At 62.3% G+C, this 12,065-nt stretch carries 11 protein-coding genes; 9 read left to right on the top strand and 2 right to left on the bottom strand.

Features of this window, described 5'->3' with window-relative positions:
- Window positions 1–193 precede the first annotated feature (193 nt).
- Together NKI54_RS18610 and NKI54_RS18605 are read right to left on the bottom strand one after the other, a co-directional pair.
- Entirely contained in the window at window positions 194–586 is a 393-nt protein-coding gene (locus NKI54_RS18610; RefSeq protein WP_352692130.1) for a GFA family protein, read from the bottom strand.
- Window positions 587–753: 167 nt separating this feature from the next.
- Window positions 754–1,602, bottom strand: a complete 849-nt coding sequence (locus NKI54_RS18605; RefSeq protein WP_023674267.1) for a beta-keto acid cleavage family enzyme — start codon at window positions 1,600–1,602, stop codon at window positions 754–756.
- A 96-nt stretch (window positions 1,603–1,698) separates the two neighbouring features.
- Here NKI54_RS18605 and NKI54_RS18600 point away from each other — a divergent pair, with 96 nt between their 5' ends.
- From NKI54_RS18600 to NKI54_RS18560, 9 genes are all read left to right on the top strand, one after another.
- Window positions 1,699–2,604 carry a MurR/RpiR family transcriptional regulator gene (locus NKI54_RS18600; protein ID WP_023674268.1) on the top strand — a complete coding sequence of 302 codons (906 nt, stop codon included), beginning with the start codon at window positions 1,699–1,701 and terminating at the stop codon, window positions 2,602–2,604.
- Window positions 2,601–3,932, top strand: coding sequence for an aspartate aminotransferase family protein (locus NKI54_RS18595; protein ID WP_352692129.1), 1,332 nt, complete (start codon window positions 2,601–2,603; stop codon window positions 3,930–3,932). The genes NKI54_RS18600 and NKI54_RS18595 overlap by 4 nt, the downstream gene beginning before the upstream one ends.
- Before the next feature lie 93 nt (window positions 3,933–4,025).
- A complete protein-coding gene (locus NKI54_RS18590) occupies window positions 4,026–4,979 on the top strand; it encodes a TAXI family TRAP transporter solute-binding subunit (protein ID WP_023674270.1) in 954 nt (317 codons plus the stop codon).
- Between the two features lie 56 nt (window positions 4,980–5,035).
- On the top strand, window positions 5,036–7,636 hold the full coding sequence (locus tag NKI54_RS18585; protein ID WP_352692128.1) for a TRAP transporter permease: 2,601 nt from the start codon (window positions 5,036–5,038) through the stop codon (window positions 7,634–7,636).
- 88 nt (window positions 7,637–7,724) lie between these two features.
- A complete protein-coding gene (locus NKI54_RS18580; RefSeq protein ID WP_352692127.1) occupies window positions 7,725–8,630 on the top strand; it encodes a DMT family transporter in 906 nt (301 codons plus the stop codon).
- 147 nt (window positions 8,631–8,777) lie between these two features.
- Window positions 8,778–9,497 carry a FadR/GntR family transcriptional regulator gene (locus NKI54_RS18575; protein ID WP_352452148.1) on the top strand — a complete coding sequence of 240 codons (720 nt, stop codon included), beginning with the start codon at window positions 8,778–8,780 and terminating at the stop codon, window positions 9,495–9,497.
- Between the two features lie 51 nt (window positions 9,498–9,548).
- Window positions 9,549–10,523 (top strand): sialic acid TRAP transporter substrate-binding protein SiaP, encoded by a 975-nt coding sequence (locus NKI54_RS18570; RefSeq protein ID WP_473553546.1) that lies wholly within the window; start codon window positions 9,549–9,551, stop codon window positions 10,521–10,523.
- Between the two features lie 143 nt (window positions 10,524–10,666).
- On the top strand, window positions 10,667–11,239 hold the full coding sequence (locus tag NKI54_RS18565) for a TRAP transporter small permease (protein WP_352692126.1): 573 nt from the start codon (window positions 10,667–10,669) through the stop codon (window positions 11,237–11,239).
- A 3-nt stretch (window positions 11,240–11,242) separates the two neighbouring features.
- Window positions 11,243–12,065, top strand: an 823-nt coding sequence (locus NKI54_RS18560) for a TRAP transporter large permease subunit (protein ID WP_352692125.1), incomplete at its 3' end; no start/stop codon positions are given.

Raw genomic sequence — 12,065 nt, 5'->3', positions numbered from 1 at the left:
TGCGGTCCTCCTCTAAGGTAACGGCGCCTTGGCTGTCACGGGTCGCCTTAGGCGCTCACGAATGCCTTGGGCAATGTGGATGAAGGCAGCGCACCTCGTAAACATGCAAGTTCACATTTTTAGCGGCGTGAGCAGGCGGTCCCTGAAAATCCGTGTTCTGATGTCGTTGCCTCCTCGGCACCGTTCGTGCGACCTATTCCTCAAAGCGACCCGTGGCGTCACGATTGCGCTCGTATCGTCTGGTGAGCGGAAACGGCGGCAACCAGGACTCGCGTCGGATGATCCAGCTTTCGTAGGTTGGCATCAGTTGGTCAGGCGCATCAAGCGACCCTAGGTTTACTTCGATTTCGTCTGCGGTGCGTCCGAAAATGGAGGAGCCGCAGCGGGGACAGAAAAACCGCCCGGCGTAGTCGCGTGTTTCGCCGTCGATCGTCACCGCATCCTCAGGAAAAATCGCGGAAGCGTGAAAAAGGGCGCCATGATGCTTGCGGCAGTCAAGACAGTGACAAAGGCCGACCCGGTATGGGCGCCCCGACGCGATAATTCGGACGTTGCCGCACAGGCAACCGCCGGTGAATCGGTCCATGCTGCGTCTCCTCCAAAATCAAGCGGCCGGAATGGTTACAACGACCGGCACTGTTGTTGCAATCGCCGCGCCGCGGGCGGGGACACGTCGTTCTTCCGTGGCGATGACATTGCAGCCGCCTCTCTATGCCTTGCGCGAGCTTGCCGCCGAAAATAGGCTTTGGTTTGTCATATGGAACGAAACGGCGCGTTCCATTGAGCCGCCAACTCGGCGGCCGAGGCGATCTTGACGCCGCAGTCGGCGAGTATGCGTGCGACGGTCGCTACCAGTTCGGCGTTGGACGAGGCTATGCTGCCGTCCGGAAGGAAAAGATTGTTTTCGAAGCCGACCCGGACATGGCCGCCAAGCAACGCGGCGGCGGTCACGCACGCCGCTTCGTTGCGGCCGAAGGCGCAGACGCTCCAATGGTCGAAGCGCGGCATGTTCGCCGCAAGGAATGGCAAGAGATCGGCAGGAACGGACGTCTGTCCCGGCGTGTAGCGGCCCAGCACGTAGAGAACCGGTATGCTTGCCCAGGGGATCAGTCCGCGCTGCTGCATGTCCGAAAGCCTGACGGCCTCCTCGGGCGAATAGAGGATGATCTGCGGCGCAACCCCCTCGGTGTGCAGCCAGGCCATGAAGCGCACGAAGGCGAGTTCCGATCCGGCATCAGGAACGATTTCGCGAAGCGCCAGGGAGACAGCTTGCGGCTTTACATCTTGTACGACGGCCATCTGTTGGGCCGGCGAATAGATACCGAGCGCTTCGGAGGTGATCTGGATTACCAAGCGGTCGCCGGCAGCACCGCGGATGGCGGCGATCGCCTGGCGGTAGGCGTCGGCGTCGAGCAGATGATTGTCGCTTCTGTCACGGACATGAACGTGGATCATAGCCGCACCGGCATCGGCGCATTCCGCGGCCGTCCTCGCAAGTTCGGCTGGTGTCAGCGGAATCGCCGGATGGTCGGCCTTGCTGCGACGTCCCCCGTTCGGGGCGACGGCTATGGCGATGCGGTCGAGACCATGGGGCGGCTTCATGGGAACGTTCTGTAAGTGACAAGATGCATATGAATCAGTCTTTGATCACACTGAAACAGACGTTGCAATCGCTGGTCTGGCGAGCTAGCAATATCCATGGACCAGGAAGAGCTTGCTGGACAGATCGTCACTGCCTTCGACGGTATGTCGGCGCAGCTTCGGTCCGCTGCGCGCTATGTCCTTGATAAGCCGTATGATGTCGCGCTGTTGTCTATGCGCGAGCAGGCCAGGCACGCAGGAGTGCAGCCGGCGACGATGACGCGGCTGGCCCAGCATCTCGGCCTTGATGGCTACGAGGCGGTACGCGATATCTACGCCGCCGCGATCCGGGACGGCGAAATCGGTTTCGCCGGCAAGGCGGGCCTTCAGGTGGCCAGCCAAAAGCTCAAGGGCGACCACGCGCTGGCGGCCGATATTCTGGATTCGATTTCCAGCCAGCTTTCCCATCTCGCCGAAGGCAGGTCGATCGACCGTCTGGTCGAGACGGCCAGGGCGCTGAGTGCGGCAAGGCGCGTCTATTGCCTCGGCCTGCGCTCGAGCCACGCAGTCGCCTGGCATCTGCATTACATCCTGTCACTGATCGGCGAGAAGTCGGTGCTGCTGCACGGCATCGGCGGAACCGATGGCGACGCTCTGGCCCATGCGACCAAGGACGACGTGCTGATCGCCGCCAGCGTCCTGCCCTACACGCGCTTCACCATCGAGCTTGTCGAGTACGCTGCCGGCCGCGGCGTACCGGTCATTGCGATCACCGACAGCGGGGTAGCGCCCTTGGCGCTGCTTGCCGATCACCTAGTCGTCGTGCCGACCGGCAGCCCGTCCTTTTTCCACACCATGACGCCAGCTTTCATCGTTGCCGAGGTCCTCGGTGCTCTTGTCGCAGGGCAGGCAGGCGAGGGCGCTGTTGAGTCGCTGCGACGTTTCGATGAGCAGGGCGCCGCTCTCAAGACCCATCTGAACCAACGTCCGCCGAAGAAAATGCCCATGAGGGACCGTCGATGACACACATTCTTCATCGAACCATCCACTCGACGCTGCCGGTCGCCATTCGCGGCCAAGGCATCGAACTGTTCGATGCCGAGGGCAAGTCCTATATCGACGCGTCGGGCGGCGCGGCCGTGTCCTGTCTCGGCCACGGCCATCCCGACGTGATCGCTGCACTGCACACCCAGCTTGACCGCATCGCCTACGCCCACACCAGCTTCTTCACCACCGAGGTGGCGGAGCGCTTGGCGGATCGGCTGGTCGAGGACGCGCCGAAAGGCTTGGACCACGTCTATCTAGTCAGCGGCGGCTCGGAGGCGGTCGAGGCCGCGCTCAAGATGGCCAGGCAATATTTTGTCGAGAAAGGCGAGCCGCAACGGCGCCATCTCATCGCACGCCGGCAGAGCTATCACGGCAATACGCTCGGCGCTCTCGCCACCGGCGGCAACGAATGGCGGCGCGCCCAGTTCAGGCCGTTGCTGATCGAGACCCACCATATCGACCCCTGTTACGCCTATCGCTATCAAAAGCATGGCGAAAGCGACGAAGCCTATGCGGCGCGCGCCGCCCAGCAGCTCGAAGACAAGATCCTTGAACTCGGCCCGGACGAGGTCATCGCCTTTGTCGCCGAGCCGGTGGTGGGTGCCACGCTCGGCGCGGTGCCGCCGGTCGCGGATTACTTCAAGCACATTCGCGCGATTTGCGACCGCTACGGCGTGCTGCTCATTCTCGACGAGGTGATGTGCGGCATGGGCCGTACCGGCACGCTGCATGCGTGCGAGCAGGACGGCATCGCTCCCGACCTGCTGACCATCGCCAAGGGACTCGGCGGTGGCTACCAGCCGATTGGCGCGGTGCTGCTCGGCCGGCATATCTTCGATGCCTTTGCCCAAGGCTCGGGCTTCTTCCAGCATGGGCATACCTATATGGGCCATCCAATGGCAGCGGCGGCCGGCCTTGCCGTGCAGGAGGTCATCCGGCGTGACGGTCTGCTCGACAACGTCAGCGCAATGGGCGCGCAGCTGGACGAACGCCTGCACCAACGCTTCGATAACCACGATCACGTCGGCGACATTCGCGGGCGGGGTCTATTTAGGGGAATCGAGCTGGTGGTTGATCGCGCCAGCAAGGAACCATTCGACCAGAGGCTTGAACTCAACGCCCGCATCAAGCGCGAAGCAATGGCCCGCGGCCTGATGATTTATCCGATGGCCGGGACGATTGATGGTGTGCGGGGCGTTCATGTGCTTGTGGCGCCGCCATTCATCATTTCCAAACAGAATATCGATCGGATCGTCGAACGGCTCGGTGAGGCGATCGACGCTGCGATCGCTTCAGCGGCCTGACCCGCACGACGCGGACCGCCTCAACTAGTTCCAACGCGTCATCGGCGACGGGCCGGGACACCCACCAGAGAGGTAGCGACCATGTACAGTTCAATGAAAACCCTGATCGGCGCGGCGGCCTGCATGCTGCTGGCGCTGCCATCCGTCGGAGCCGAGCAGCGCTTCGTCACGGTCGGCACCGGCGGGGTCACCGGCGTCTACTACGCCGTCGGCGGCGCCATTTGCCGGCTGATGAACAAGGACCGGCAGAAAACCGGCATCCGATGCTCGACGGAGTCGACCGGCGGTTCGGTCTTCAACGTCAACTCCATCCAGACCGGCGACCTCGATTTCGGCCTGACCCAATCGGACGTGCAATACCAGGCCTATGAGGGGACCGGAAATTTCGACGGCAAGCCGTTCAAGGATCTGCGGGCCGTGTTCTCCGTCCATCCCGAGCCGTTCACCGTGCTGGCGCGGCCGGACGCCGGCGTCACCAAATTCGAGGATTTCAAAGGCAAACGCTTCAACGTCGGCAATCCCGGGTCAGGCACCCGCTCGTCCATGGAGGAGTTGCTGAAGCAGATGGGCTGGACGCTCGGCGATTTCTCGCTTGCCGCGGAGCTGAAGGCGGACGAGCAGGGCAGCGCGCTGTGCGACAACAAGATCGACGGTTTCTTCTACGGCGTCGGTCATCCTTCCGCCGCGATCCAGGATCCGACCACGGCCTGTGGCGCCAAACTCATCCCGCTGACCGGTCCGGCAGTGGACGCGCTGTTGGCAGCTCATCCGTACTATTCAGTCGCCACCATCAAGGGCGGCATGTACGCCAACAATCCGGACGACGTGACGACATTCGGCGTCCGCGCGACAGTGGTGACGAATGCCAGCACACCCGATGAGGTGGTCTACGAACTGGTGAAGTCGGTCTTCGAAAATTTCGATGACTTCAAGAAACTGCATCCGGCTTTCGCCAATCTCGATCCCAAGGAGATGATCAAGACCGGTCTGTCGGCGCCAATGCATCCGGGCGCGGAGCGCTATTACAAGGAGAAGGGCTGGCTCTGAGGCCTTCAATGCGAGGCGCCACAGGCGCCTCGCATCGCAAATAATTGTGGGGAACGATGACAGATCAAAGCCAGCGGGCGGCAGGGCCTGACCAACCCGTTATCGACATTGACAAGCTTAGCGAGATCGTCGCCGAGGCCGACACCGGTGGGCGCAAGCCGACCGGCCGCACCGCGAAGCTGATCCTCGGCGTATCGCTGGCATGGTCGCTGTTCCAGCTCTGGTATGCCTCGCCCCTTCCGTTCATGCTCAATTTTGGTGTCGTCAGCGACGGCATCGCCCGCTCCATCCATCTGGCCTTCGCCCTGTTTCTGGCGATGCTGACGTTTCCGGCCTTCAAGACCTCGTCGCGCAGCCGGGTGCCGCTGCCCGACTGGGTGCTAGGCATCGCCGGGGCGGCGTCCGCCCTGTATCTGTTGGTCTTTTACAGCGATATCGCCCATCGGCCGGGCCTTCCTACTACGGCTGACCTGGTCGTCTCGATCGCCGGCGTCCTCATCCTGCTCGAGGCCGCCCGTCGCGCCGTCGGGCCTGCCATCACCGTCATCGCGGCGATCATGCTGATCTATATCTTCGCCGGGCCTCACCTTCCTGGCCTGCTCGGCCACAAGGGCGCGACGTTATCGCGCGCAGCCTCGCAGATGTGGCTGACGTCGGAGGGGGTCTTCGGTGTTGCCCTCGGTGTGTCCACCAATGTCGTCTTCATGTTCGTTCTGTTCGGAACATTGCTGGAGCGCGCCGGTGCCGGCGGCTTTTTCATCCAGCTTGCCTTCTCGCTGCTCGGCAAATACCGCGGCGGTCCGGCCAAGGCCGGTGTCGTCGCCTCCGGCCTGACCGGCATGATTTCCGGCTCGTCGATCGCCAATGTCGTGACCACCGGAACCTTCACCATCCCGCTGATGCGTCGCGTCGGATATTCTGCGGTGAAAGCCGGCGCCATCGAATGCGCGGCCGGCGTCAATGGTCAGTTGATGCCCCCGGTGATGGGCGCGGCCGCGTTCCTGATCGCGGAATATGTCGGCATCTCCTATGCCGAGGTGGTCAAGCACGCCTTCTATCCGGCGCTGCTGACCTACGGCTCGTTGTTCTACATCGTCGATATCGAAGCGATGAAGACGGGGATGAAGGGCCTGCCGTCACGCAGCACGCACTCCGCATTTCAGGGTGCGCTGCGCGGGCTGATGGGCATATGCGGTTTCATCATCCTCGCAGGGCTTGTCTATTACGGCATTGGCTGGACGAAGATCGTTTTCGGCGCGGCCGCGACCTGGATGATCACTGCCGCGCTGATCGCCGTTTACATCGGCCTTGTCGCCTACCGGGCGCGTTATCCCGACCTGCCGCTGGAGGATCTGGAGGGCGAGATCGTCAGGATTCCCCACTTCGGCGAGACGGCGCGCACCGGCCTACATTTTCTGCTGCCTGTGATCCTGCTGATCTGGTGCCTAATGGTGGAGGAGTTGTCGCCCGGCCTGTCGGCATTCTGGGGCGCTGTCGCCCTTATGGCGCTGATCGTCACGCAGCGGCCGCTCACCGCCTTTTTCCGCAAGGACCGCGCGCTGGCGCAGCATTGGCTTCACGGTTTCGACGATCTGGTCGGTGGGCTGTCCGCCGCCGCACGCAACATGACGACGGTCGGCATTGCCACTGCGACGGCCGGCATCATCGTCGGCACGGTTCTGCTCACGGGCATCGGGCTGGTAATGACCGAGCTGGTCGAATTCATCTCGGGCGGCAGCTTCATCGTCATGCTTTTGTTCACCGCGGTGATCTGCATCATTCTCGGCATGGGCATGCCGACCACTGCAAGCTATGTCGTGGTCGCCACCTTGATGGCGCCGGTCATCGTCGATTTGGCGGCGCAGAACGATCTTGCCGTGCCGCTGGTCGCCGTCCACATGTTCGTTTTCTATTTCGGGCTGATGGCGGACGTGACGCCGCCAGTGGGCCTGGCGGCTTATGCTGCTGCGGCAATTTCCGGCGCCGATCCGGTGAAGACCGGCATTCAGGGCTTCAAGTACGAGATCCGTACCGGCCTGCTGCCGTTCATCTTCATCTTCAACACCGGACTGCTGATGATCGATCTCGAAGGTCCGTTCGATTTCGTCGCGATGGTGGTGACATCGACGCTGGCCATGGTCTCGTTTGTAGCAGCGACGCAGAATTGGATGCTCGTGCGCAACCGCTGGTACGAGACGATTGCGTTGCTTGCGGCCTGTTTCATCTTGTTCAGGCCGGGATTGTTGCTCGATCAGGTGAGTGAACCGTATCGGGCAGTACCCGCCACCGAACTCAGCCGTATCGTCGACGAGACCGCCGAGGGAGGCGCGGTTCGCTTGCGCCTGACGACACTGAACCTCAACGGCGATGAGATATCGAAGCTGGTTCGACTGCAGCTCGGGCCTGCAAATTCATCGGCCGAACGCCTGAAGGCGGCGGGCCTGGACGTCAGTGCGCTTGGCGATAGCGTGACGGTCGGCGTCGTGCGACTGGGCAGCCAGGCGGCCAAATTCGGCCTGCAGCCCGGCGACGAAATCAACCAGGTGCTAGTCCCTGCGGAACGGCCATCGCGCTATTGGTTTGCCATCCCGGCCCTGTTGTTGCTCGGTCTCGTCTTCTGGGTTCAGAAGCGGCGAAGGAGGACAATCGGTCTGTAAGCGTCTTGTGAGCGGAAGGGTCTTGGCCAGCATGTCGGTAACAAGAGAACCAAACGGCGCCCCGGAGCCGGCTAACGTGGAAATGCGCATGACGACGCGCGACCGCCCCTTCGAACCCGTCGACTACGGGCTTTACGCGCTGACGGTCATTACCTGGAGCGCATCGTGGTTCGCGATCGAACTTCAGGTCGGCAGCGGTGTGTCGAACGAGGTCAATCTGGTCTGGCGCTTCGCCATCGCCACGCTGCTGATGTTTGCCTGGGCGGGCTTTTCCGGTCGGCGGCTCCGCTTTCCGATCACCGATCATTTGCGCTTTGCTGTGCTCGGCATCCTCATCTTCTCGTCGAACTTCCTGTTTTTCTATTACGGCGCCGGCTATCTCGTCAGCGGCTTGCTCTCGGTCGTCTTCTCGCTCGCCTCGGTCATCAACATGCTGCTCAGTGCCTTGGTCGTCGGCGAGCGCCCGGCGCCGCGCATTCTCGCCGGCGGCACCATCGGCTTCGCCGGAATAGCGCTGATGTTCTTTCCCGAAATCGCCGCCAACGGGCTTTCCGGCGGCACGTTGGTGGGCCTTCTTCTGTGCCTCTGCGGCACGCTGAGCTTCTGCGCCGGCAATCTCGTCTCCGTCGCAAACCAGCGCCGCGGCCTGCCGCTCGTTTCAACGAGCGCCTGGGGCATGCTTTATGGCACTTTGTGGTCGGCGTTCCTGGCCTTCCTGCTTGGTGAGCCGTTCGTGTTCGCGACGACCGCCTCTTATATCGGCTCGCTGGTCTTCCTCGCCGTCATATCGACCGTCGTGGCTTTCGCCGCCTACCTGACGCTGCTCGGACGCATTGGCGGCGCCCGCGCCGGCTATGCGACCGTCATATTTCCCGTCTTTGCGCTTTTGATCTCTACGGCGCTGGAAGGCTATGCCTGGACCGCTTACGCGATCGCCGGGCTCGTCCTCGTCGCCGCCGGGAACGTCCTGGTCATTCGCGGGGGACGGCGCTGACGCATGGAATGCTTGCGCAATGCCGCCGCGTTCCGGTTGTGCGGGCCGCGGTTCTATCGAGCTTGACTCTCCGCATCCTCTGTCTAAGCTGCGGTCAATGGGTCAGACCAATGTACCAGGGTTGGCCCGGGAGGGAACTAAACGCGCATGCCGATCCAGGCCGTTGAACCACGCCGGCTTTACCGACAGGTCGCCGATCAGCTCAGGCAGCTGATCGATGCCGGCGAGTTTTCCGTCGGCGACCGCCTGCCGACCGAGCGGGATCTGGCCGACCAGCTCGGAATTTCCCGCCCGACAGTCCGTGAAGCGCTGATAGCGCTGGAGGTCGAAGGCCGCATACGTATCCGCGTCGGCTCGGGTATCTACGTCACCGATCCGCCGAGCGCCGCCGCCTCCGAACCCGAAGTCGAGGAAGGCCCGTTCGAGCTGTTGCGCGCGCGCGAATTCGTCGAAGGCGCGATCGCCGCCGAAGCGGCCCTCCATGTCCGGCCTGCAGATATCGAACGGCTCGACGACGTGCTGCGCCGGATGGAGGCCATGCGTCACCCCAACAAGATGACCATTGCGCTCGACCGGGAATTCCACACCGCTGTCGCCGGCATTCTCGAGAACGCGGTGCTGGTGCGCTTCATCGGCGAGCTTTTCGACCAGCGCATGAACCCGTACTTCGAACGCCTGTCGATCTATTTCGAGACCAGCGATTCCTGGCAGGTCGCGGCAAAGGAACATCGTGCCGTGCGCGATGCAATTGCCGCGCGCGACCCCGAGCGGGCCAAGGCCGCCATGCAGCAGCATCTGCGCCAGTCGCAAATCAGATTCTCACGCAATTTCGATGAGAGAGCCGCAGCCAAGGAGGTTGCGGAATAGCAGTTGGCCGGGGGGAGATCCGGCCGTCAAGTTCAACCAGGGAGGAATTAGATGCTGAGAAAATACGCAGTTCTGCTCGGTGCGATCGCCGCAATTGCCATACCCATGGCGTCGGCCTCGGCGGAAACGGTCCTGAAATGGGCGCATGTCTACGAGACGACGGAGCCCTTCCACACCGAATCCGTGTGGGCGGCCGACGAGATCAAGAAGCGCACCCAGGGCCGCTACGCCATCGACGTCTATCCGGCCTCGCAGCTCGGCAAGGAAGCAGACATCAACCAGGGCCTGATGCTCGGCACCGTCGATATCATCATTTCCGGATCGAGCTTCGCGGCGCGCGAATATCCGCCGATCGGCGTCACCTATTTCCCATATACTTTCCGTGATGCCGACCATCTGCTGAAATACACCAAGAGCGACGTCTACAAGGCCCTGACCAAGGGCTATGAGGACAAGACCGGCAATCATATCGCCGCCACCACCTATTACGGGACGCGGCAGACCACCTCGAACCGTCCGATCGCCAAATGCTCCGACATGCAGGGCTTGAAGATGCGCGTTCCCGACGTGCCGGCCTATCTGGCCATGCCGCGTGCCTGCGGCGCCAACACCGCGCCGATTGCCTTCGCTGAGGTCTACCTGGCCCTGCAGAACGGCACGGTGGAGGCCCAGGAGAACCCGCTGACCACCATCGAGGCGAAGAAATTCTATGAGGTGCAGAAGAACATCGTGCTCACTGGCCATATCGTCGATCATCTCAACACCATCATATCGGCGTCGCGCTGGGCCTCGCTTTCCGACGAGGACAAGAAGATCTTCACCGAGGTGATGCAGGAGGCTGCCGCCCGCGCCACGGCAAAGATCGTCGCCCGCGAAAAGGAACTGGTGCAGGTATTCAAGGACCGCGGCATCACCGTAACGGATGTCGACCGTGCCGACTTCGAGAAGAATGTGCTGGAGAAGGTCACCTTCGAGGAGTTCGGCTACAACAAGGCCGATTGGGAAGCGATCCGCGCTATCAAGTAGAGCATCGGAAACCGGATGCTCAATCAAGAGGATAGGGCGGCAATCGGATTCGCCGCTTTAACCTGCCTATCCGTCCGGCTTCAAATTGCGCCGGACGGCCTTGCCAATCCTTAACGATCCACCAGCTTCGGGAGCCCGCGCCGATGGCCGAGGAACACCACACCGAGATCACCGTCGAAGAGATTGCGCACGCCTTCGAGGAGGTGCCGATACGCGTCGACCTGTCGGACCACGGCATCGAGGACTGGATTACGCTTGCCGTGTTCTGGGGCATGGTCGCCTGTGTCTTCCTGCAGTTCTTCACCCGTTATGCGCTGAACAACAGCTTTGCGTGGACCGAGGAGATCGCCATCAACGCGCTCGTCGTCGTTGTCTTTCTCGGCGCCGCCATGTGCGTGCGCCTTTCGCGCCATATCCACGTCGACGTGCTTTACCACTATCTGCCGGAGCGTGTCGGCCGCTGGCTGGCGCTCGCCGTCGATATCATCCGCATCGCATTCTTCGCCTACGGATCCTGGCTGATGTGGCGCTACGTCACGATCGTGGCGCATGAGCGCATGGTCACCGTCAACCTGCCGCGGCGCTGGTTCTTCTACGCCGTACTGGCGGGCTTCGTGCTGATGCTTCTGCGCTCGATCCAGGTCTTCATCGGCAATTACCGGCGCGGCTATTCGGTACTCGAGCGTCCCGGTGCGTTCGAGACAGCGGGGGTCTGAGCGATGCTGCTTCTGGTCGGGGGCTTTCTTGTCCTGATGCTCATCGGCGTGCCGGTCGCTGTTTCGATGGCGGCCGCCTCGATCCTTTACCTCGTCATCTACGGCGTCGCGCCCGATATCATCGCAGCCCAGCGCATGATCGCCGGGGTGGAGAGCTTTCCGCTGCTCGCCGTGCCCTTCTTCATCCTGGCCGGCAACCTCATGAACATCGCCGGCGTCACCGGGCGCATCTATTCCTTCGCCCTTGCCCTGGTCGGCTGGATGAAAGGCGGCCTGGCGCAGGTCAACATCATCGGATCGGTGATCTTTTCCGGCATGTCGGGCACCGCGCTCGCCGACGCCGCTGGCATCGGCACAATCGAGATCAAGGCGATGAAGGATCACGGCTATCCTATCGACGCCGCGGTCGGGGTTACCGCCGCTTCAGCCACGCTCGGACCGATCTTCCCGCCTTCGCTGCCCTTCGTCATCTACGGCATGATGGCCAATGTCTCTATTGGCGCGCTGTTCATGGCCGGCATCCTGCCCGGCGTGGTCATGACCGTGCTGATGATGATCACGGTCGCCATCTTCGCCTACAGGCGCGGCTGGGGCTCCGACACATCCTTCGAGCTTCGGCGGCTGGCCGAAGCGGCGGGCGAGGTGCTGGTGGTGGCTGCCTTTCCGATTGGCTGCTATGTGCTGGTGCAGCTTGGCCTGTCGATCAATATCGCGGTCGGCATACATCGCAGGGTCATTCTGCCCATGTCGGGCAGATGGTGGAGTTTCATTACCGCTGGCATCCATATTACGGCGGTCGTTTTCGGCATGAAGGTCGCGAGGACCG

It is taken from the genome of Mesorhizobium sp. M0663 (assembly GCF_040320585.1).
Lineage (GTDB): Bacteria > Pseudomonadota > Alphaproteobacteria > Rhizobiales > Rhizobiaceae > Mesorhizobium.
Note: the sequence above shows the minus strand (reverse complement) of the source record. Positions and strands in the feature narration are given on the sequence as shown.